This is a genomic window from Nocardioides sp. JCM 18999 (assembly GCF_055391175.1).
In genome coordinates this window covers 2,436,519-2,457,203 of the sequence record NZ_AP043887.1, presented here as the reverse complement: position 1 = coordinate 2,457,203, position 20,685 = coordinate 2,436,519, and the positions used below count along the sequence as shown (strand labels likewise).

The following is a 20,685-nucleotide window of genomic DNA, read 5'->3' as shown; positions in this document are numbered from 1 at the left end:
GTCAGCGGGGCAGGGCGGAGCCGCGCCAGGAGGCGTGGAAGCCGCCCCGCATCGCCCGTGCCGGGTTGCCCCACTCCGAGCGCTTCGGCTTCGGAGCCGGGGCGGCGCCGCCGAGGGAGGCGAACACCGCGACGATCGCGGCGACCTCCTCCGGGGTGGCGTCGGCGTTGATCACCCGCAGCAGCGGAGCCGCGGGCGCTTCGGTCTTCTCCTGCTCAGCCATCAGAGCGGGATGTTCCCGTGCTTCTTCGGCGGCAGGCTGTCGCGCTTGTTCTTCAGCAGGCGCAGCGCCTTGACGATCTCCGCGCGGGTCTCGCGCGGGTGGATGATCGCGTCGACGTAGCCGCGCTCGGCAGCGATGTACGGGTTGACCAGGGTGGTCTCGTACTCCTCGATCAGCTCGGCACGCTTCGCCTCGACGTCGCCGCCCGCGGCCTCGACGGCCTGCAGCGTCCGGCGGTGGACGATGTTGGCCGCACCCTGGGCGCCCATCACCGCGTACTGGCCGGTCGGCCAGGACAGGTTGATGTCGGCGCCGAGGTGCTTGGAGCCCATCACGTCGTACGCGCCGCCGTAGGCCTTGCGGGTGACGACGGTGACCATCGGGACGGTGGCCTCGGCGTAGGCGTAGATCAGCTTGGCGCCGCGACGGATGATGCCGGTCCACTCCTGGTCGGTGCCGGGCAGGAAGCCGGGCACGTCGACCAGGGTGATCACGGGGACGTTGAACGCGTCGCAGGTCCGGACGAAGCGGGCGGCCTTCTCGGAGGCGTCGATGTCGAGGCAGCCGGCGAACTGCATCGGCTGGTTGGCGACGATGCCGACGGGGCGACCCTCGACCCGGCCGAAGCCGACGATGATGTTCGGCGCGAACATCGCGTGAACCTCGGTGAACTCGGCGTCGTCGAGCACGGTGGTGATGATGTCGTGCATGTCGTACGGCTGGTTCGGCGAGTCCGGGATGATCGTGTCGAGCGCGATGTCGTCGTCGTTGGGCTCGAGGTCGGCGACCTCGTCGTAGATCGGCAGCTCGTCGAGGTTGTTCGACGGCAGGTGCGCGAGCAGCGCCTTGGCGTACTCGATGGCGTCCTCTTCGTCGTGGGCCATGTAGTGCGAGTTGCCCGACTTGGTGTTGTGCGTGCGCGCACCACCGAGCTCTTCCATGGTGACGTCCTCACCGGTGACGGTCTTGATCACGTCGGGGCCGGTGATGAACATGCCCGAGGTGCCGTCGACCATGATCGTGAAGTCGGTGACCGCGGGGGAGTAGACGTGACCGCCGGCGCAGTTGCCCATGATCAGGCTGATCTGCGGGATGACGCCCGAGGCGCGGACGTTGCGGCGGAAGATCTCGCCGTACAGACCCAGGGAGACGACGCCCTCCTGGATGCGCGCGCCGGCGCCCTCGTTGATCCCGACGATCGGGGAACCGGTCTTGAGCGCGAGGTCCATGATCTTGACGATCTTCTCGCCGTAGACCTCACCGAGGGAGCCACCGAAGACGGTGAAGTCCTGGGAGAACACGCACACCTGGCGGCCGTCGACGGTGCCGTAGCCGGTGATCACGCCGTCGCCGTACGGGCGGTTCTTCTCCATGCCGAACGCGACCGAGCGGTGCCGGGCGAACTCGTCGACCTCGACGAAGGAACCCTCGTCGAAGAGCAGCTCGATCCGCTCGCGAGCGGTCTTGCGGCCCTTCGCGTGCTGCTTCTCCTGCGCCTTGGCGGCCGGCTGGTGGACGGCCTCGTCGATGCGACGCTCGAAGTCAGCCAGCTTGCCCGCGGTGGTGTGAAGATCGATCGCGGGCTGGTCCGGCGTGGTCAGGTTCTCGGCACTCACAAGGTGGCACCCTACTGCGTGTGACCGAAGCAAATGCCCTCGACCATGTGAGGCTCGCCACAGGCGACGACGACTGGATCGTGCAAATTCTCGACGAGGCTCCGTCGACCAATCAGGTGCTCTCCGAGAGGGCCCGTGAGGGCGCGCCGGAGTGGCTCGTCGTGGCCACCGAGCACCAGACCGCGGGGCGTGGTCGGCTGGACCGTTCCTGGTCGACGCCCGCCTACAGCGCCCTCACCTTCTCGGTCCTGCTGCGCCCCGACGACCTCGCGCCGACGCGCTGGACGTGGCTGCCGCTGCTGACCGGACTGGCGGTCACCTCGGCCCTGCGTGAGCTCGGGTACGACGCCGGGGTGAAGTGGCCGAACGACGTCCTGGTCCGTACCCAGGTCGACGGTGCTGCGGCGGAGCGGAAGGTCTGCGGGATCCTGGTCGAGCGGATCGAGACGCCGGACGGGCCGGCCGCCGTGGTCGGGATCGGACTCAACACCTCGCTGACCGCCGAGCAGCTCCCGGTCGAGACCGCCACGTCGCTGGCGTTGGTCAGCGGTGCGCCGGTGGACCGCACGGAGGTGCTGATCACCGTGCTGCGCTCGCTGGTCGCGCACTACGCGGACTGGCGGGCCGACCCCGACGAGGTCGCCGCGCGCTACCGCGAGGTCAGCGCGACCCTCGGGCGTGAGGTGCGCGCCGACCTGCCCGACGGCTCCTCCCTGCACGGGACCGCGGTCGGGGTCGACCCGACCGGTTGCCTGACGATCCGCACCAGCGCCGGACCGGTCGTGGTCGCGGCGGGCGACGTCGTCCACCTGCGCGCGACCTGAGAGTGGGATGATGCGGCCGTGCCGGAATCACCACTGCCCGACGGAACGCCGCGGCGCTACACCTCGGACCAGGTCGCCGAACTCACCGGCGTCTCGACCGAGCGAGCCAAGCGGCTCTGGCGCGCGCTCGGGTTCGCCGACGCGGGCGACGAGGCGGTCTACACCGACGAGGACGTGGCCGCGCTCGCAACGGTCGCCGAGGTGCTGGACCTCGGCATCGTCGACTTCGACATGGCGGTCAACCTGACCCGTGGCCTCGGGCTGTCGATGGCCCGGTTGGCCGAGTGGGAGGTCTCCGCCCTCGTGCACCGCTTGGCGGGTCTGGACGGGCTCGACGTGGCGGGTGCCCCGCCGCGCGAGATCGCCGACCGCTTCGCCGAGCAGTTCAACCCGTCCTTCGAGAAGCTGATGGTCTATGCCTGGCGCCGGCACATGAACAACGCGATGGGCCGGCTCGACGCCGCCGACGAGGCGAACACGATCCAGGTCACGGTCGGGTTCGCCGACATCGTCTCCTTCACCGCGCTCTCGAACACGTTGACCGAGGAGAAGATCGGCGACCTCGTCGAGCTGTTCGAGTCGCGGTGCGCCGACGTGGTCGCGCTCCAGGGCGGCCGGATCATCAAGTCGCTCGGCGACTCGGTGCTGTTCGTGAACGAGGACCCCTTGCGCTCCCTCGACACCGCCGAGGGGATCATCAACGTGATCGGGCGCGACGCTCGGATGCCGGACGTCCGGATCGGGCTCGCCACCGGGTCGGTCGTCCTGCGGATGGGCGACGTCTTCGGACCGCCCGTCAACATGGCGGCCCGGCTGACCGCCGTGGCTCGGCGCAACCGGATCATCATCGACGAGACCACCGCCTCGCTGCTGCCGCCCGACCAGTTCGAGACCCGCCGACTGCCCGCACGCCCGGTGCACGGGTTCGGTGTCCTCGAGCCCGTCGCCGTGATGCGCCACTGAACCGCCGTCACCCTCGGTCGATGGCAGGAAGCGGCCACTGTCACTAGTGTGCAAACGGCCGAGGGACCTCGGTTCCGGCTCTTAACGTTTGCCGGGTGGGAGTGATCGAAGTGCAGGACGTCCAGCTCGACCCGGAGCGCCGCCGCGCGTGGCGGCACGGGCAGGAGGTCACGCTGTCCCGCAAGGAGTTCGACCTCGTCTACAAGCTGATCACCAACGCCGGCAGCGTGGTCAGCCGCGCGGAGTTGATGCGGGACGTCTGGGGCACCGAGTTCTTCACCTCCTCCAAGACCATCGACGTCCATCTCGGGTGGGTCCGCCGCAAGCTCGGCGACGACACCCGGCGCCCGAGCCTGATCACCACGATCCGCGGCCAGGGCCTGCGCTTCGAAACCGGCGGTCTGGCCGCCTGAGCGTCCCGCTACGCTTCGGTGCGTGGTTGAGTTCGCGCCGAAGCTGGCCGTCATCGGTGGTGGCCAGCTGGCCCGCATGATGGCGACACCCGCGATCGAGCTGGGGCTGCCGCTCCGTCTCCTCGCCGAGGCGGAGGGGGTGTCCGCCGCCCAGGTCATCCCTGACCAGCAGGTCGGTGACTACCGCGACCTCGAGACGTTGCGCGCCGTCACCGCGGGCTGCGTCGCGGTCACCTTCGACCACGAGCACGTGCCCACCGAGCACCTCCGCGCCCTGGAGGCCGACGGTCTGGCCGTCCGGCCCGGACCGGACGCCCTGGTCTACGCCCAGGACAAGGGCCTGATGCGGGAGCGGCTCACCGCGCTCGGTGCGCCCTGCCCGCGCAACGCGATCGTGACCTCGGTCGAGGACGTCGCCGCGTTCGGTCTGCCCTGCGTGCTCAAGACGACCCGGGGCGGGTACGACGGCAAGGGCGTGTGGGTGATCCGCGACGCCGCCGACGCCATCGAGGCGTTCGGCACCGCCGCGGCCGCCGGCGTCCAGGTGCTGGCCGAGGAGCTGGTGGACTTCCGTCGCGAGCTCTCGGCCATCGTCGCCCGCTCGCCCAGCGGTCAGGCGGCGGCGTACCCGATCGTGCAGACCACCCAGCGTGACGGGATCTGCCACGAGGTGATCGCGCCCGCCCCGGACCTCGACCCCGCGGTGGCGACGCAGGCCCAGGAGCTGGCTCTGCGGATCGCTGCTGAGCTCGGCGTGACCGGGATCCTGGCCGTCGAGCTGTTCGAGGCCGTCGACGCCTCCGGCGCGTCACGGCTGCTGGTCAACGAGCTCGCGATGCGGCCGCACAACACCGGGCACTGGACCCAGGACGGGGCCGAGACCTCCCAGTTCGAGAACCACCTGCGTGCGGTGATGGACCTGCCGCTCGGTGCGCCGACGCCGCGGGCCCCCTGGACCGTGATGGTGAACATCCTCGGCGGGGACAACACCGAGGCGGGGAGGCTGTACGACGGCTATCCGCACGCCCTGGCCCGCGATCCGCACCTGCGGGTCCACCTGTACGGCAAGGAGCTGCGCCCCGGGCGCAAGGTCGGCCACGTGAACACCTACGGCGACGACCTGGACGACTGCCTGGAACGGGCACGGCACGCGGCGGCCTGGTTCGCCGGTGACCTGGGCAACGAGAGCGAATGAGGGTGAGTGGGATGACCGAACAGAGCGTGCGCGTCGGGATCGTGATGGGTTCCGACTCGGACTGGCCCGTGATGCAGGCGGCCGGTGAGGCGCTGACCGAGTTCGGGATCGGCTGGGAGGCCGACGTCGTCTCCGCCCACCGGATGCCCGAGGAGATGATCGCCTGGGGCAAGCAGGCCCACGAGCGCGGTCTGTCGGTGATCATCGCCGGAGCCGGCGGTGCCGCGCACCTGCCCGGGATGCTCGCCTCGGTGACCCCGCTTCCCGTGATCGGGGTACCGGTGCCGTTGAAGTACCTCGACGGGATGGACTCGCTGCTCTCCATCGTGCAGATGCCGGCCGGTGTCCCCGTCGCCACGGTCTCGATCGGCAACGCCCGCAACGCGGGCCTGCTCGCCGCTCGGATGCTCGCGATCGGTGACCCGGAGCTCACCGCCCGGATCCTCGCGTTCCAGGACGAGCTCAAGGCGGCGGCCCACGCGAAGGGCGCCGTCGTCCGCGACGCTCAGCGCGGCTGAGCCGTCCCACTGACCGGGGCAGGGACGTTCGTCCTCAATCCGACGGAGAACGGTCGGACCGCGCTGAACCGGTCCCGGGCCTCTGATCGGTCCACCTAGCGTGCTGAGAAGTGCCGCATCGTCGCGGCGCTCTCGATCGAGAGGGATGGACTGTGGCTCTGCGTACCCGACTTGTCTCCTTGGCTGCGATCGGCGCACTCGGGGCGAGCACCCTCGCCCTCGCACCGACGCCCGCTCAGGCGAACCCCGCTCCGTCCGGCACCACGGTGGGCTACACCTGCACCGGCACCGGCGGACTCTCCGACGTCAGCCTTCCGCTGGTCCTCACGCTGCAGGACCTGACCGACGGGCTCACCGCCGGGACCCCGCTGCAGCCGGTGATCCACTCGGGTCTGGGTGAGGTCGGCAACGTCCTCACCGGCCTCTTCGACGTGCTCGACCAGATCGTCGGGGGACTGTTGACGTCGATCACGGATCTGCTCAACCAGATCCTGGGACACACCGCACCGACGAACCAGATCACCAGCACGGTCTCCAACCTGACCCTGCAGCTGGTCGACCAGCTCGGCTCCACGGTCTCGTCGGTCGGGGCCCAGCTGAGCAGCTCCGTGCCGTTGGACCAGATCAGCGAGAACAACCCGCTCGAGCTCGTCCTGGGCCAGCTCACCGGAGGCCTGACGGCGCCGGCCGCCGGCGACTACGACCTCACCCTGCCGGGCCACCTCGACCTGTCGATCCTCGGCTCGACGACCGCCGACCTCGACTGCGTGGTCACCTCGGTCGGCGGTGCGGTCGTGCACCTGGCCAACCCCCAGACCGACCGGGTCGTCGTGCACCAGGTGAAGGCCAAGGCCAACCCCCGGGTGGCCAACCCCTGCACGGTGAAGGCGGCCAAGGTCGGCACGAAGAAGACCACGCTCAAGCTGGCCGTGGGTCCGAAGAAGGTCAAGGCGACCCGCCACGGCCGGCTCGGCATCCAGGCCACCTACAAGCTGCGCAAGAACGGCACGGCGAAGCGGGCGCACGGCACGGTCCGGGTCTGCGACGGGTCGAAGTACCTCGGTTCCACCACGCTGAAGAAGGGCAAGCGGGTCGTGCTGCTGCCCAAGCTCAGCCCGGGCAAGCACCTGCTCGTGGTCCGGTACGCCGGATCGGGCAAGGCCAAGCCCGCCACCAAGCGGATCCTGGTGAAGGTCAAGCGCTGACCGAGTCCAGCAGCTCGCCGAGCTCGGCCCGGTACCGCCGGTAGGACGGCTCGTGCCAGGCGGAGCTGTCCGACATCGTGAAGCCGTGCGGCGCATCCGGATAGATCGCGCTCGTGAACGACGCACCGACCTCGACCATCGCCCGGTCGAGGTCGGCGGCGTTCTGCGGTGTCAGGTTGGGGTCGTGGTCGGCGTGCCCGAAGAGGTACCGGACCCGGCCGACCAGGTCGTGGTGCGGACTGGTCTCGGCGTCGGTGACCAGTCCACCGCCGTGGAAGCCGCCGACCGCGACGATCGCCTCGTGCTGACCCGCGGCCCGGATCGCGTGTCCCGCGCCCATGCAGTAGCCCACGGCTGCGACCGGGGAACCCGGAGGACGGAGCTCGTCGAGGGCCGCCATCCAGGCCGCCGAGTCCCGCCGAAGGCGCTCAGGGGTGAGTGCGTGCACGCGGTCCATCACGCCGGAGGCGAAGAAGGCAGCCCGGCCCTCCGGCACCCGCAGGTCCACGGTGGGTGCGAGGTCGGCTGCCGTGCCGTCGCGGTAGAAGGTGTTCGGCGCCATCACCAAGAAGCCCGACTCGGCGATCTCGGCGACCATCTCGGCCATCCGAGGGCGCAGTCCGATCGCATCCATGTACACCAGCACCGCCCCGCGGGCGGTGCCGCGGGGGTGGGCGAGAAGGGCTTCGGCGGAGCCGTCGGGCGTGGGAATGTTGATCGTCTCGACGTGGTTGTCTGACTCGTTCAGCGATGACGGCACGCGAGGACGCTAGCCGAAGCCGCTTCGCCCCAGCAGAGGAGTCCTGACATGACCAGCTCGAACCCGATCCCGGACCTCACCTTCAGCAACGGGGTGCGGATCCCGCAGCTCGGATTCGGTGTGTGGCAGGTCGCCGACGACGAGGCCGAGACCGCCGTCAGCACCGCGCTCGAAGTCGGCTACCGGCACATCGACACCGCGGCCATCTACGGCAACGAGGCCGGCGTCGGGCGTGCGCTCGCCGCCAGCGACGTGCCCCGCGAGGAGCTCTTCGTCACCACCAAGCTGTGGAACAGCGACCAGGGGTACGGCGCCACGCTGCGTGCCTTCGAGGCCAGCCGGTCCAAGCTCGGCCTAGAGGTCGTCGACCTGTACCTGATCCACTGGCCGACCCCGGCCCGCGACCTCTACCGCGAGACCTGGCGCGCCTTCGAGAAGCTCTACGCCGACGGCCTGGTGCGGGCGATCGGCGTCTCGAACTTCGCCCCCGACCACCTCGACCGGCTGCTGGCCGAGGCCGTCGAGGTGCCGGTCCTCAACCAGGTCGAGCTGCACCCGCGGTTCCGCAACCTCGCCACCGAGCAGGCCGACGCCACCCACCGGATCCTCACCCAGGCGTGGAGCCCGCTGGGTCAGGGCACGATCCTGACCGAGCCCGCGTTGGTGGCGATCGCCGCCGAGGTCGGCCGGACCGTCGCCCAGGTGGTGCTCCGCTGGCACCTGCAGGCCGGTCGCGTCGTGATCCCGAAGTCGGTGACGCCGAGCCGGATCGCGGAGAACTTCGCGGTCACCGACTTCGAGCTCACCGAGGCGCAGACGGCCGCGATCGACGCCCTCGACACCGGCAGCCGGATCGGCCCCGACCCCGCGGGGTTCAACGCCTGATCGCCGAGTCCCGGGTTCTGGTGCGCCGAGTCCCGGGTTCTGGTGCGTGCGGTCGGGGCATGATGCGGGGGTGACCAGCTACGACACCCTGACCCTGGACGTCGACGCCGACGGCGTCGCGCTGCTGACCCTCGACCGGCCGGACGCGCTGAACGCGTTCTCGATCGGCATGTTCGAGGACCTGCTCGACTTCTGGACCCGGCGCGCGACCGAGGACGACATCCGGGCGGTCGTCGTCACCGGCGCAGGGCGGGCGTTCTGCGCCGGCATGGATCTCAGCCGGGAGGGCAACGTCTTCGGGCTCGACGAGACCGTGGCTGACGTCTCGCCCGAGACCTTCGCCGACCGCTTCGAGGAGGAGCCGTGGCACTCCGGGGTGCGTGACACCGGCGGGCGGCTCTCCCTCGCGGTGGCTGCGCTGCCCAAGCCGGTGATCGCGGCGATCAACGGTCCAGCCGTCGGGATCGGCGCCACGATGACGCTGCCGATGGACATCCGGATGGCGTCGACGCAGGCGCGGATCGGCTTCGTGTTCGGCCGTCTCGGCATCGTTCCCGAGGCCGCGTCGTCGCACTTCCTGCCGCGGATCGTCGGGATCCAGCAGGCCCTGGAATGGGTCTACTCGGCGGACATCATCGACGCCGACGCGGCGTTGGCCGGTCGCCTGGTGAGGTCGGTGCACGAGCCGGACGACCTGGTCCCGGCCGCCCTCGAGCTCGCTCGCTCCTTCGTCCGTGGTCGTTCCCCGGTCGCTCTCGCGCTGGCCAAGCAGATGCTGCTGCGCAACACCGAGTCGCCGCTCCAGGCCCATCTCGCCGATTCATTGGCGATGTGGCACACCTCGGTCGGCGACGGCAAGGAGGGCGTGGCGGCGTTCCTCGAGAAGCGGCCCGCCGACTTCGGGGCCACGACCGCGGACGTTCCTCGGATCTATCCGCACTGAAAGTCGCGACTCGGCGCCCCAGAACCCGGGACTCGGCGCCCCAGAACCCGGGACTCGGCTAACCGGTGACCGACTTCGGCAGCCCGGTCGGGGTGCAGAGGCCGGCGGGGATGTCGGCGGTGGAGTCGGTCTTGATGTAGGTGAACATCCGCTGCGAGCGCTTGGGGTCCCAGTGCACGGCGAGGTCCTCGATCGGGATCCCGCACGTCATGCCGTCGGGCGGGGTGGTCCGGGTCATCGCCCAGGCCCACTTCACCGCGTCGAGGGCGCTGGCGCCCTCACCGAAGGCGAAGGACTTCGGGGCGGCGTGCGCCAGCTTCCAGTACCGGAACGGGTTGATCACCGACCACGGCGTGGTGACCTCGGCGCCGACGGCGTTGACCACCTCGCGCTGGTGCTTGGCGCGCGTGATGTCGCCGTACCGCGGGTCGGAGTGACGCGACCGGGCGTAGCCGAGCGCCTTGCGGCCACCGACCTGCTGGCAGCCCTTCTTGATGTCGAGCCCGGCCAGCGGGTCCTTCATGTCCGTGGTCGGGCAGATCGTGATCCCGCCGACGGCGTTGACGATGGAGACGATGCCGCCCAGGCCGATCTCGGCGTACTGGTCGATCCGGATCCCGGTGTTCTTCTCGACCGTCTCGACCAGCAGCTCGGGGCCGCCCCAGGCGAAGGCCGCATTGATCTTGGAGGTGCCGTGACCCGGGATCTCCACGATCGAGTCGCGCGGGATCGACATCAGCAGGTTCGGGCCGTCGCCGGTGTGCAGGATCATGATCGTGTCGGTGCGCTGACCGACGTCACCGCCGGTGTGCAACCGCTTGCGCTGCTTCGCGGTCAGCCCGGCGCGGGAGTCGGACCCGACCATCAGGTACGTCGTCCCCGGCTGTTCCGCCGGTCGCGCGCCACTGGGCTCGAAGGCGACCTTGGGCACGTCGCGCCAGGCGTTGATCGGCACCCAGACCAGGAAGGCGAGCCAGGCCGCCAGCAGGATCAGGACCACTCGCCGGACGGTCTTGAACCGCGGCCGACGGCGGGTGCGGCGGGACCGGTACTCGGTGCCGGGGCCGGGCTGCGGGCCGGGCTGCGGGCCGGGCTGGCCCGGCGGCTGGGCGGGCGGCGGGGAGGGCGGCGGGGTGGACGCCTGTGAGCGGGGCTGCACGGGCATCGCGCGGGTCGCCTCGGCGGGTGGGTTCGACCCTGGCTTGCCGTCGTACAGCCAGTTGAACTCCGGGTCCTGCTCGTCACTCACGCGCTCGAAGGTACCGTGCGCCCCGTGACTGGACCTGATTCTCGAGCCCCGCGCCGGACCGCCGACTTCTCCCGGGTCTCGCTCAACGAGGTCATGCGTCCCGCCCACTCCAACCTGCACGGCGGGGTGCACGGCGGCGAGATCCTCAAGCTCGCCGACACCTGCGCCGGCATCGTCTCGGCCCGGCACTGCGGCGGCAAGACGATGACGCGGGCGATCACGTCGGCCAGCTTCGACGCTCCGATCGAGATCGGTTCGCTGGTGCACGCGACCGGGACGGTGGTCGGCACCGGGCGGACCTCGGTCACGGTGGAGGTGGTCGTGGAGAAGGAACCGATCCACTCCGTCCAGCGGGAGCTGCGGGTCGTCGTGGCCCGGATGGTCTTCGTCATGGTCCACGTCGGCGACGAGGGACTTCCGTCCCCGGTTCCCGCGTTGGTGCCCGAGCTCGCCTGATCACCGCTCGATAACGCCGGTTCGGTGTGCGGCGTGGCGTGACCCCTGTGGCATCTGTGACTGGTGATACTGGCTTCGCCATTCCCGACAGGTAGAGGTAGCTCCCGTGCCCACTCCCACCGTTGCGAGCCGGTACAGCAACGCGGAAGAGCGTGCTGCCCGCGTCCGTTTCCGCCGCGCGCTCTCGCTGCTGGTGATGACGCTGGTCGTGCCGGGTTCGGCCCAGCTCCAGGCGGGGAACCGGCGGGTCGGTCTGATCGCCGTCCTGACGTGGCTCTCCCTGATCGTCCTCGGCGTGATGGCCGTTCTGGTCTCCCTCGTCTTCCCCGGCGTCGCGCTGTGGGCGGCCACCGACCCGACCCCCCTGGGGCTGCTCCGGCTCGGTCTGATCGTGCTCGCGCTCGGGTGGGCCGCCCTCTTCGTCGACGCCTGGCGGATCGGGCAGCCGCCGTCGCTGCTGCTGCCGCACCGCCGGGTCACGTTCGGGATCAACGCGGCGTTCTGCCTGGTCGTGGCCGGTGTGCTGCTGACCGGCTCCCACATGGTGAGCGTGCAGCGCGGCCTGATGACCTCGATGTTCTCGGGCACCCAGGTCGTCGGTGCCCACGACGGACGCTTCAACATCCTGCTGCTGGGCGGTGACTCGGGTGCGGGTCGGACCGGACTGCGCCCCGACTCGTTGACCGTGGCGAGCATCGACGCCGACACCGGCAAGACCGTGCTGGTCGGCCTGCCGCGCAACATGAGCAACTTCACCTTCAAGCCCGGCTCGATCATGGCCGAGCAGTTCCCGAAGGGCTGGGGCGGCGACGGCCGCTACCTCAACGGCCTCTCCACCTGGGCCGTGGACCACAAGACGCTCTTCCCGCACCCGCGCCGTGCGGGGATCGAGGCCACGATCGAGGGCGTCGAGGGCATCACCGGTCTCGACATCAACTACTGGGCGATGGTCAACATGCACGGCTTCCACAAGCTCGTCGACGCCGTCGGCGGCGTGGAGATGAAGGTCCGCGAGGACATCCCGATCGGGAAGACCGGCGAGATCACGGGCTGGATCAAGGCCGGCACCCGCACCCTCGACGGCGAGGACGTGCTCTGGTACTCCCGATCGCGGGCCACCTCGGACGACTACTCCCGGATGGCACGCCAGAAATGCGTGATGGGCGCGATGCTCACCCAGCTCTCGCCTCAGACCGTGCTGACCCACTTCAGCGAGATCGCCGACGCCAGCTCGTCGATGGTCTCGACCTCGATCCCGTCCAGCCAGGTCGGCACCTTCCTCTCGCTCGCGCTCAAGGCGAAGAGCCAGAAGATCGCCACCGTCTCCCTGGTGCCGCCGGCGATCGTCACCTCCGACCCCAACCAGCGCAAGATCAGTCGGATGATCAACCGCGCCATCGACGGGAAGCGGGCCAAGGCGAAGCCGAAGCCCTCGGCCAGCACCAGCACCACCCCGACGACCCCGAAGTCCGAGGAGTCCGGACAGATGACCGGCGGATCGTTCGGCACCCTGAAGACGGGGTACGCGGCCAACCAGTCCGACGACCTCGCTGCCGCCTGCTGAATGCTGAGGGGACGGCCCGCGCCCCCTAGGGTTGCCACGTGCAGAGCGTCGTGGCCGTGGTCGTCACCTACAACCGGGTGGACCTCCTCCGGCGACTCCTCACCCGTCTGCGTGAGGAGCAAGTCGACGCGATCCTCGTGATCGACAACGCCTCCACCGACGGCACAGCGGCCGCCCTGGCGGAGATCTCGGCGCTCGATCCGCGGGTCGTCGGGCGCACCCTGGACAGCAACACCGGCGGCGCCGGTGGCTTCGCGACCGGGCTCTCCTGGGCCGTGGAGCGGGGCGCGGACCTGGTCTGGCTGATGGACGACGACGGTACGCCGGCCCCGGACTGCCTCCGGACGCTGCTCGCCCAGCCCGACCTCGACTTCTGGGGCCCGGTCGTGGTGGACGAGGCCGCCCCCGACCGGCTGGTCTTCTCGATCCGCCCTCCCGGCGCCACCTCGCCCTGCACCTCGGCCGCCGAGGTCGAGGCGGCCGCGGGCCCGGACGGACTGCTGCGTGACATCGTGATCCCGTTCAACGGCGTCCTCGTGACCCGCGACCTGGTGGAGCGGATCGGGGTGCCGCGGGCCGAGTTCTTCATCTGGGGCGACGACCACGAGTACCGGTTGCGCGCCGAGGCGGCGGGCGCGCGGATCGCGACGGTCACCGCGGCCCGGTTCGAGCACCCCGCCGTGGGAGCCCTCGGCACGCCGATGCTGGGTGGGCGGATGACCTACAACGACTCCCCGAGCGACCTCAAACACTACTGCATGGCGCGCAACAACCTGCTCAACCTGCGCACCTACCGCGGGCTCCCGCACGCGCTCGCCTTCGTCGGCAAGACGCTGTGGTTCTACACCTTCACCCGCCCCTCGTTCGCCCGGATCAGGCTCAGCCTGTCGGCCTGGTGGGCTGCCGCGCGGGGCGACTTCACCGGACACGAGAGGTTCCTCCGATGACCGAGCTGACGGGGGAGTCGGTGGCGATCGTCGTCGTCACCTTCAACCGCGCCGACCTGCTGGAGCAGATGCTGCTCGGCCTGGCGAAGCTGGAGCACCCGGCCGACGCGGTGATCGTGGTGGACAACGCCAGCACCGATCGCACCGCCGAGGTGCTGACGCACAGCACGCTGGCCGGCCTGCAGGTGATCACGTCGGCGGAGAACCTCGGGGGAGCGGGTGGATTCCGCACCGGCGTCGAGGCGGCGTACGACCAGGGCTTCGACCGGATCTGGCTGATGGACGACGACGTCATCCCGGCGCCCGACTGCCTGACCGTGCTGCTCGCCCAGGACGAGGACTGCCTGATGGCGGTGCGCGAGGGCACCCGCGGGGACCTCGCCGAGTACGCGGCGCTGCGCTTCGACCTGACCAACCCGCTGCGGATCAAGCCCAAGACCGCCAGCGTCGTGTCCACCTACCCCACCCGGGCAGCGCTGCCGGAGCGGGTCGAGCTGGAGAACGTCGCCTTCGAGGGGTTCATGATCCGACGCAGCGTCGTCGACGACATCGGCCTGCCCGACGCCAGCTTCTTCATCTTCTACGACGACGTCGACTTCGCCCTGCGCGCCCGCGCGACCGGCCGCCGGATCTGGGCGATCAGGGACGCCCGCCTGGTCCGTCAGATCGACTTCAGCCAGCAGCACGACCTGGCCGGCTGGAAGGGGTTCTACATGTACCGGAACCTCTTCGTCGTGCACTTCCGCTACGGCACGAACCCGCTCGTCCGGCTCAAGCCGTGGGCGATCGCGGTCGCGGTCGCCGTGGTGAGCGTGCTGCGTCGGCGTCCGAGCGAGGCTCGGAACGTGCTCAGGGCCGTGTGGTCAGCGCGTCAGATGCGTGCACGGCCGGCTCGACCGCCTCGGCAGACTTGAGCACCGGCCGCCACCCCTCGTGGTTGCCGGTCCCGAGGGCCGCGACCCAGACCGCGAAGGCGCCCAACGCCGCACCGGCGATGACGTCGACCAGGAAGTGCCAGCCGAGGTAGACCGTCGCCATCACGGTGAGCACCAGCATCACCCAGGCCGCGACCCGGATCATCCGGTGCACCGGGATCAGCATCAGCGTCAGCGTGATGGTGACCATGATGCCGACGTGCAGCGAGGGGAAGGCGGCGATCGTCTGCAGGCCGTCGTACGTCGTCGGGTGGGCCATCACCTTGTTGTGGCCGTCCAGCAGGCTCTGCGCCAGCTCCGTCACATAGGTGTGCGGCAGGTGCGCGAACGTCTTCGGGTCCGAGTAGACCGGCCCGAGTGTCGGGACCGCGACGTAGAGCAGTGCCCCGAGCAGCCAGTCCACGCACAGCGCCGTGACGTACCAGGCGCCGGCGGTGGTGGTGCGCGACCACACCAGCGCGATGCCGATCGAGACCGGGACCAGCGCGATCCAGAGGAAGTAGACGCTGGAGAGCAGGTGGGCGGCCCAGCCCTGCCCCAGCAGGGTGTGCATCACCTCGGCCGGGTCGTGGCCGGCGAGCAGAATCTTGTCCAGGTCGGCCAGTCGGTCGTCCCAGTTGGCCGGGTTGGCGATCGGCGCCAGCGACTTCACGTTGCGGAAGGCGGCGTAGCAGACGTACCAGGAGGCGATCCCGTTGATCGCGAACCACCAGTGCGACCGCGGCCAGCGCTCCCGCATCACCGCGGAGAAGGCATGGTCGATCCGGCTCCGGCCACGGATCGAGCGCAGCACGACCCGGGGGATCACGTCGAGGGCGATCACGCCGACCACGATCAGGGGGAACCGGATGTAGCCCGGCAGCACGTTGTCAGGATCGTGCACCGGGACGTTCGTGGTGGCGGACATGACGAACATGACCGTGACCAGGATCAGGCCGCAGGCCCACGCCATACCCCACTGGCGGGCGGTCTGGCGGAGGATGGAAGTGAGATTCATCGCCCACAGAGTATGCCTGGCCCGCGCGGGGAATGCGGACCCTGGTCCCGCCTTTCGTAGACTCTTCCACCGTGTCAGCTGAACTTCCCGACCTCGCATCCGCGTCGCTGCCCGATCTTGTTGTCGTCGGCTCCGGCCTCTTCGGCCTCACCATCGCCGAGCGGGTGGCGGCCGAGCTCGACAAGAAGGTGCTGATCCTCGAGCGCCGCTCGCACCTGGGCGGCAACGCCTACAGCGAGTTCGACCCCGAGACCAACATCGAGGTGCACAAGTACGGCACGCACCTGTTCCACACCTCCAACGAGCGGGTGTGGGAGTACGTCAACCGGTTCACCTCGTTCACCGACTACCGGCACCGGGTCTTCGGTAAGTTCCAGGGGCAGGTCTACCCGCTCCCGATGAACCTCGCGCTGATCAACCAGTTCTTCGGGGAGTCCCACACCCCGGCCGAGGCCCGCGCCCTGATCGCGGAGCAGGCCAGCGAGATCGCCACCGAGGACGCCACCAACCTCGAGGAGAAGGCGATCTCCCTGATCGGCCGCCCGCTCTACGAGGCGTTCATCAAGGGCTACACCGCCAAGCAGTGGCAGACCGACCCGAAGGAGCTGAGCGCGGAGATCATCACGCGCCTCCCGGTCCGCTACACGTTCGACAACCGGTACTTCAACGACAAGTACGAGGGCCTGCCGACCGACGGCTACACCGCCTGGCTGACCCGGATGGCCGACCACCCCAACATCACCGTCCGGACCGACACCGACTTCTTCTCGGTGGCCGAGCAGTACAAGGGCAAGGTCCCGATCGTCTACACCGGTCCGGTCGACGAGTACTTCGGCAACTCCGAGGGCCGGCTGTCGTGGCGCACCGTGGACCTGGTCACCGAGATCCTCGACGTCGACGACTACCAGGGCACCGGCGTGGTCAACGCCAACGACCCCGAGGTCCCCTTCACCCGGGAGCTGGAGTTCAAGCACCTCCACCCCGAGCGGGCCGCGACCTACACCCCGGACAAGACCCTGGTCGTGCGTGAGTACAGCCGGTTCGCGACCGAGGACGACGAGCCGTACTACCCGATCAACACCTCCGAGGACCGGGCCAAGCTGCTCAAGTACCGCGAGCTGGCCAAGGCCGAGCCGATGGTGCTCTTCGGTGGCCGACTCGGCACCTACCAGTACCTCGACATGCACATGGCGATCGGCGCCGCGCTGTCGATGTACGACAACAAGATCAAGCCGCACTTCGCCGAGGGTGCCGCCTTCACGTCGGGAGGCGTCGCCGAATGAGCATGACCACCACCACCCACCCCACCACCCACACCGTCACCCGGGTCCTCCAGCGCCAGATCCTGCCGCTGGACCGCGACCTCGAGGTGATGGCGCTCTACGTCGACCTCGAGGACGCCCGACTCGACGAGGACAAGTACGTCGTCGGTGGCACCCAGGCGGCCAAGGACATCAACAACACCCAGATCCGGCAGGCCACCGGCGCGGGTCGTCGGGTGCAGCCCGAGCAGCTGATCGACCGCACCCACTTCAAGGTGTTGTCGGGGCAGAGCGTCTCGTTCGGGTCGTTCTTCAACGGCTTCGCCGCGTCCTACTGGCGCCGTTGGACCGTCGTGGACAGCGTCACCCTCAACGTCACGATCACGGGCGCCGACGCCCACGTGATCGTCTACAAGTCGCTCGCCAACGGCAACAGCCAGCGCGTCGACTCCGCGGTCGCGACCACCGACGAGACGACGACGTTCAGCTTCGACCTCAGCCTCGGGCCGTTCGTCGACGGCGGTTGGTACTGGTACGACGTCGTCGCCGGCATCGACCCCGCCGTCGTCACCGCCTCGTGGAGCGCGGACATCCCGGCCGACCGGCTGCGCGACCCCGAGGGTCACGGCACCGTCGACCTGGCGATCACCACGATGAACCGCCCCGAGTTCTGCGCCAAGCTGCTCCAGCAGCTGGGCGACGAGGACCTGGCGCCCTACCTCGACACCGTCTTCGTGATGGAGCAGGGCAGCAAGCTGGTCGCCGACAGCGACGAGTTCCCGGCGGCGGAGAAGGCACTGGGGGACAAGCTCCGGATCGTGGAGCAGGGCAACCTGGGTGGCTCCGGCGGGTACGCCCGCGGGCAGCTCGAGTCGCTGAACAAGGGCACGGCAACGTACGCCCTGATGATGGACGACGACGTCGTCTGCGAGCCCGAGAGCATCATCCGCCAGGTGATCTTCGGCGACCTCGCCCGACGGCCCACCATCGTCGGCGGGATGATGTTCAACCTCTACTCCCGCTCGCGGCTGCACAGCTTCGGCGAGATCGTCCACCCGTGGCGCTTCTGGTGGCTCACCCCGGAGGACGCGTTCGTCGCCTGGGACTTCTCCACCCGCAACATCCGCTCGGCGCGCTGGCTGCACAAGCGCTGGGACGTGGACTTCAACGGCTGGTACTCCTGCATGATCCCGCTCGAGGTGATGCGGCAGATCGGTCTCTCGCTGCCGCTGTTCATCAAGTGGGACGACTCCGAGTACGGCCTGCGCGCCAAGGAGGCCGGCTTCCCGACGGTCACCCTGCCCGGTGCCGCCGTCTGGCACGTGCCGTGGAGCGACAAGAACGACGCCCTCGACTGGCAGGCCTACTTCCACCACCGCAACCGGATCGTGGCGGCGCTGCTGCACTCGACCTACCCCAAGGGTGGCCGGCTGCTCCGGGAGAGCCGGAACAACCAGATCGCCCACCTGGTCTCGATGCAGTACTCCACCGCCGAGCTGCGTCTGCTGGCCATGGAGGACGTCCTGGCGGGCCCGGACAAGCTGCACGCGATGCTGCCGACCCGGTTGGGCGAGGTGAACGCGCTGCGCAAGCAGTTCAGCGACGCCCAGCTGATCCCGGACCGTGACGACCTGCCGCCCGTCCGGGTGACGAAGCCGCCGAAGAAGGGCCGCGCGATCTCCGAGGTCCCGGGCCGCCGGGCCCAGCTGGTCACCGCGGCGCTGGCGCCGATCCGTCAGCTGCGTCCCTCCCGTCCGCTCGCCCAGGACTTCCCCGAGGCGGAGGTGATGGCCAACGACGCCAAGTGGTACAAGCTCTCCGGCTTCGACTCGGCCATCGTGTCGATGAACGACGGCACCTCGGCGGCGCTCTACCGCCGCGACCCCGAGCGCTACCGGGACCTGCTCAAGCGCACCCTGGTGATCCACGAGCGGTTCCGTCGCGAGTGGCCGGCGCTGTCGGCCCAGTACCGTTCATCCTTGAAGGAGATCACCTCGCCGGAGGCTTGGACGACGACGTTCGGGCCCTGGCTCGAGTCCGGGGAGAGCGATGACTGAGGTCCGCCAGGAGCGCGTGGTCACCGGTGAGCTGGTCGACCCGTCGGCCACCACCGGCCTGTTGGAGGTCTTCCGGCGCCGTTACCTGCTGCGGCTGCTGGTCGAGCGCGAGCTCGCCGCCCGCTACGAGGGCTCCGCGCTGGGGTTCCTCTGGTCCTACCTCAACCCGCTGAGCCAGTTCTTCATCTACTGGTTCATCATGGGCAAGATCATGGGCCTGCACGGGAGTGTGCCCAACTACGCGGTGCACGTCTTCGCCGGCCTGATCGTGGTGCACTTCTTCACCGAGACCTTCGGTGCCGGAACCCGGTCGATCGTGCGGAACAAGTCGCTGATGACCCGGATGGCGCTGCCACGGGAGATGTTCCCGGTCTCCTCGATGCTGGTCTCGCTGGTGCACGTCGGGCCGCAGCTGGTGATCCTGCTGGGGGCCTGCCTGCTGACCGGTTTCCACCCCGACTACATGACGGTCGTCGGGCTGCTCTTCTCGATCGCGATCGCGATGATCCTGGGCACCGGCCTGGCCCTGCTGTTCAGCGTGGCCAACGTGTTCTTCCGCGACTTCGGCAGCTTCGTGGGGATCGTGACCAACTACGTCCGCTGGGGCGTGCCGATGGTCTACTCGTACCAGATGGTGCAGGACAACCTGCCCACCTGGGCGGAGCGGATCTATCTGTCCGACCCGATCGCGATCGCGGTGCTGATGATGCAGCGCGCGTTCTGGGTCCCGACCGGAAGCGACCAGGAGGACACGGCGGCGCACATGCCCGACCACCTGATCGGCTGGGGCGTGATCGGGATCCTGATCAGTCTCGCCGTCCTGATCGTCGGCCAGATGGTCTTCACCAAGTTCGAGAAGCGAATCCCGGAGCGCCTCTGATGAGCATCGCAGTCAAGGCCGACCACGCCACCAAGCTGTTCACCCTGCGGTATCACAAGACCTTCAAGCAGATGACGGTCGCGATGATGCGCGGCCAGGAGATCAGCAACACCTTCACCGCCGTCGACGACGCCAGCTTCGAGATCCAGCAGGGCGAGTCGGTCGGCCTGATGGGGCTCAACGGCTCCGGCAAGTCGACGCTGCTGAAGATGATCAACGGCACCATGCGTCCCGACTCCGGCTCGGTGAAGACCCGCGGCCGGATCTCGGGGCTGATCGCCACCGGCGCCGGCTTCCACCCGCAGCTCTCGGGCCGGGAGAACATCTTCCTCAACGCCGCCATCATGGGGATGTCGCAGCGCGAGACCGAGCGCAAGCTCGACGACATCATCGAGTTCGCCGACATCGGCCGGTTCATCGACGCACCCGTCGGGACGTACTCGAGCGGGATGAGCTCACGGCTGGGATTCGCCTCCGCGATCCACGTCGACGGGGACATCTTCCTCGCCGACGAGGTCCTGGCGGTGGGGGACAAGCCGTTCAAGAAGAAGTGCATGGCCAAGATGGAGGAGATCCGCAACAGCGGCGTCACCCTCATCTACGTCAGCCACGCCGCCGCCTCGGTCGCACGGATGTGTGACCGCGTGATCGCCCTGGAGAAGGGCAAGATCGGGTTCGACGGTCCGGCGATCGCGGGGATCAAGTACGTCGGCTACGGCGAGGATCTCGGCGTGCTCGGCCAGGAGGACAACGAGCTGGGAGCCGACGTCTGAGCGACGCTCCCACCCCACGC

Annotated in this window: 21 protein-coding genes; 16 read left to right on the top strand and 5 right to left on the bottom strand. The window is 69.3% G+C overall.

All coding sequences use genetic code 11. From position 1 onward, the window contains the following. Position 1: 1 nt before the first annotated feature. The gene (locus tag ACZ5J1_RS12030) at positions 2 to 223 is read right to left on the bottom strand and encodes an acyl-CoA carboxylase subunit epsilon (RefSeq protein WP_464559065.1); all 222 of its coding nucleotides are present in this window, start codon (positions 221 to 223) and stop codon (positions 2 to 4) included. After that, positions 223 to 1,800: an acyl-CoA carboxylase subunit beta gene (locus tag ACZ5J1_RS12025; RefSeq protein ID WP_464564787.1), complete on the bottom strand. Its 1,578-nt coding sequence runs from the start codon at positions 1,798 to 1,800 to the stop codon at positions 223 to 225. The genes ACZ5J1_RS12030 and ACZ5J1_RS12025 overlap by 1 nt, the downstream gene beginning before the upstream one ends. Before the next feature lie 86 nt (positions 1,801 to 1,886). On the opposite strand from ACZ5J1_RS12025, the gene ACZ5J1_RS12020 reads away from it, so the two are divergent. The 6 genes from ACZ5J1_RS12020 to ACZ5J1_RS11995 all read left to right on the top strand — a co-directional run bounded on the left by ACZ5J1_RS12020 (position 1,887) and on the right by ACZ5J1_RS11995 (position 6,957). After that, on the top strand, positions 1,887 to 2,663 hold the full coding sequence (locus ACZ5J1_RS12020) for a biotin--[acetyl-CoA-carboxylase] ligase (protein ID WP_464559063.1): 777 nt from the start codon (positions 1,887 to 1,889) through the stop codon (positions 2,661 to 2,663). A gap of 18 nt (positions 2,664 to 2,681) precedes the next feature. Further along, positions 2,682 to 3,626 carry an adenylate/guanylate cyclase domain-containing protein gene (locus ACZ5J1_RS12015; RefSeq protein WP_464559061.1) on the top strand — a complete coding sequence of 315 codons (945 nt, stop codon included), beginning with the start codon at positions 2,682 to 2,684 and terminating at the stop codon, positions 3,624 to 3,626. Positions 3,627 to 3,721: 95 nt separating this feature from the next. Then, positions 3,722 to 4,039: a winged helix-turn-helix domain-containing protein gene (locus ACZ5J1_RS12010; RefSeq protein WP_464559059.1), complete on the top strand. Its 318-nt coding sequence runs from the start codon at positions 3,722 to 3,724 to the stop codon at positions 4,037 to 4,039. A gap of 22 nt (positions 4,040 to 4,061) precedes the next feature. Beyond that, positions 4,062 to 5,234: a 5-(carboxyamino)imidazole ribonucleotide synthase gene (locus tag ACZ5J1_RS12005; protein ID WP_464559057.1), complete on the top strand. Its 1,173-nt coding sequence runs from the start codon at positions 4,062 to 4,064 to the stop codon at positions 5,232 to 5,234. 11 nt (positions 5,235 to 5,245) lie between these two features. After that, positions 5,246 to 5,752 (top strand): 5-(carboxyamino)imidazole ribonucleotide mutase, encoded by a 507-nt coding sequence (gene purE, locus ACZ5J1_RS12000; RefSeq protein WP_464559055.1) that lies wholly within the window; start codon positions 5,246 to 5,248, stop codon positions 5,750 to 5,752. 152 nt (positions 5,753 to 5,904) lie between these two features. Continuing rightward, a complete protein-coding gene (locus ACZ5J1_RS11995) occupies positions 5,905 to 6,957 on the top strand; it encodes a hypothetical protein (RefSeq protein WP_464559053.1) in 1,053 nt (350 codons plus the stop codon). On the opposite strand, the gene ACZ5J1_RS11990 is transcribed toward ACZ5J1_RS11995, so the two are convergent. Beyond that, positions 6,947 to 7,717, bottom strand: a complete 771-nt coding sequence (locus ACZ5J1_RS11990; RefSeq protein WP_464559051.1) for a dienelactone hydrolase family protein — start codon at positions 7,715 to 7,717, stop codon at positions 6,947 to 6,949. The genes ACZ5J1_RS11995 and ACZ5J1_RS11990 overlap by 11 nt on opposite strands. A 48-nt stretch (positions 7,718 to 7,765) precedes the next feature. On the opposite strand from ACZ5J1_RS11990, the gene ACZ5J1_RS11985 reads away from it, so the two are divergent. Both ACZ5J1_RS11985 and ACZ5J1_RS11980 read left to right on the top strand, forming a co-directional pair. Continuing rightward, positions 7,766 to 8,602: an aldo/keto reductase gene (locus tag ACZ5J1_RS11985; RefSeq protein ID WP_464559049.1), complete on the top strand. Its 837-nt coding sequence runs from the start codon at positions 7,766 to 7,768 to the stop codon at positions 8,600 to 8,602. A gap of 70 nt (positions 8,603 to 8,672) precedes the next feature. Then, positions 8,673 to 9,545, top strand: coding sequence for a crotonase/enoyl-CoA hydratase family protein (locus ACZ5J1_RS11980; RefSeq protein WP_464559047.1), 873 nt, complete (start codon positions 8,673 to 8,675; stop codon positions 9,543 to 9,545). 58 nt (positions 9,546 to 9,603) lie between these two features. On the opposite strand, the gene ACZ5J1_RS11975 is transcribed toward ACZ5J1_RS11980, so the two are convergent. Continuing rightward, entirely contained in the window at positions 9,604 to 10,794 is a 1,191-nt protein-coding gene (locus tag ACZ5J1_RS11975; protein ID WP_464559045.1) for an LCP family protein, read from the bottom strand. Positions 10,795 to 10,818: 24 nt separating this feature from the next. Here ACZ5J1_RS11975 and ACZ5J1_RS11970 point away from each other — a divergent pair, with 24 nt between their 5' ends. From ACZ5J1_RS11970 to ACZ5J1_RS11955, 4 genes are all read left to right on the top strand, one after another. Beyond that, positions 10,819 to 11,250, top strand: a complete 432-nt coding sequence (locus ACZ5J1_RS11970) for an acyl-CoA thioesterase (RefSeq protein WP_464559043.1) — start codon at positions 10,819 to 10,821, stop codon at positions 11,248 to 11,250. Between the two features lie 106 nt (positions 11,251 to 11,356). Further along, positions 11,357 to 12,814 carry an LCP family protein gene (locus ACZ5J1_RS11965; protein WP_464559041.1) on the top strand — a complete coding sequence of 486 codons (1,458 nt, stop codon included), beginning with the start codon at positions 11,357 to 11,359 and terminating at the stop codon, positions 12,812 to 12,814. A gap of 38 nt (positions 12,815 to 12,852) precedes the next feature. Further along, positions 12,853 to 13,761, top strand: a complete 909-nt coding sequence (locus ACZ5J1_RS11960; protein WP_464559039.1) for a glycosyltransferase — start codon at positions 12,853 to 12,855, stop codon at positions 13,759 to 13,761. Continuing rightward, complete coding sequence (locus ACZ5J1_RS11955) at positions 13,758 to 14,675, top strand: glycosyltransferase family 2 protein (RefSeq protein ID WP_464559037.1); 918 nt, start codon at positions 13,758 to 13,760, stop codon at positions 14,673 to 14,675. The genes ACZ5J1_RS11960 and ACZ5J1_RS11955 overlap by 4 nt, the downstream gene beginning before the upstream one ends. Here the strand turns inward: ACZ5J1_RS11955 and ACZ5J1_RS11950 are convergent. Then, positions 14,611 to 15,693 carry a phosphatase PAP2 family protein gene (locus ACZ5J1_RS11950; RefSeq protein ID WP_464559035.1) on the bottom strand — a complete coding sequence of 361 codons (1,083 nt, stop codon included), beginning with the start codon at positions 15,691 to 15,693 and terminating at the stop codon, positions 14,611 to 14,613. The genes ACZ5J1_RS11955 and ACZ5J1_RS11950 overlap by 65 nt on opposite strands. A 71-nt stretch (positions 15,694 to 15,764) precedes the next feature. On the opposite strand from ACZ5J1_RS11950, the gene glf reads away from it, so the two are divergent. Genes glf through ACZ5J1_RS11930 form a run of 4 tightly spaced genes read left to right on the top strand, consistent with a single transcriptional unit; the run spans position 15,765 to position 20,665 of the window. After that, positions 15,765 to 16,976, top strand: a complete 1,212-nt coding sequence (gene glf, locus ACZ5J1_RS11945; RefSeq protein ID WP_464559033.1) for a UDP-galactopyranose mutase — start codon at positions 15,765 to 15,767, stop codon at positions 16,974 to 16,976. Continuing rightward, on the top strand, positions 16,973 to 19,012 hold the full coding sequence (locus tag ACZ5J1_RS11940) for a glycosyltransferase (protein WP_464559031.1): 2,040 nt from the start codon (positions 16,973 to 16,975) through the stop codon (positions 19,010 to 19,012). Before glf ends, ACZ5J1_RS11940 begins: the two co-directional genes overlap by 4 nt. Then, positions 19,005 to 19,892, top strand: a complete 888-nt coding sequence (locus tag ACZ5J1_RS11935) for an ABC transporter permease (protein WP_464559029.1) — start codon at positions 19,005 to 19,007, stop codon at positions 19,890 to 19,892. The genes ACZ5J1_RS11940 and ACZ5J1_RS11935 overlap by 8 nt, the downstream gene beginning before the upstream one ends. Beyond that, positions 19,892 to 20,665, top strand: a complete 774-nt coding sequence (locus tag ACZ5J1_RS11930) for an ABC transporter ATP-binding protein (protein ID WP_464559027.1) — start codon at positions 19,892 to 19,894, stop codon at positions 20,663 to 20,665. The genes ACZ5J1_RS11935 and ACZ5J1_RS11930 overlap by 1 nt, the downstream gene beginning before the upstream one ends. Positions 20,666 to 20,685 lie beyond the last annotated feature (20 nt).

Bases quoted from the DNA above. Each gene is read 5' to 3' on its own strand.
- ACZ5J1_RS11950 (WP_464559035.1), bottom strand. From the start codon at position 15,693: ATGAATCTCACTTCCATCCTCCGCCAGACCGCCCGCCAGTGGGGTATG.
- ACZ5J1_RS11940 (WP_464559031.1), top strand. From the start codon at position 16,973: ATGAGCATGACCACCACCACCCACCCCACCACCCACACCGTCACCCGG.
- ACZ5J1_RS12030 (WP_464559065.1), bottom strand. From the start codon at position 223: ATGGCTGAGCAGGAGAAGACCGAAGCGCCCGCGGCTCCGCTGCTGCGG.
- purE (WP_464559055.1), top strand. From the start codon at position 5,246: ATGACCGAACAGAGCGTGCGCGTCGGGATCGTGATGGGTTCCGACTCG.
- ACZ5J1_RS11930 (WP_464559027.1), top strand. From the start codon at position 19,892: ATGAGCATCGCAGTCAAGGCCGACCACGCCACCAAGCTGTTCACCCTG.
- ACZ5J1_RS11955 (WP_464559037.1), top strand. From the start codon at position 13,758: ATGACCGAGCTGACGGGGGAGTCGGTGGCGATCGTCGTCGTCACCTTC.
- ACZ5J1_RS11935 (WP_464559029.1), top strand. From the start codon at position 19,005: ATGACTGAGGTCCGCCAGGAGCGCGTGGTCACCGGTGAGCTGGTCGAC.
- ACZ5J1_RS11985 (WP_464559049.1), top strand. From the start codon at position 7,766: ATGACCAGCTCGAACCCGATCCCGGACCTCACCTTCAGCAACGGGGTG.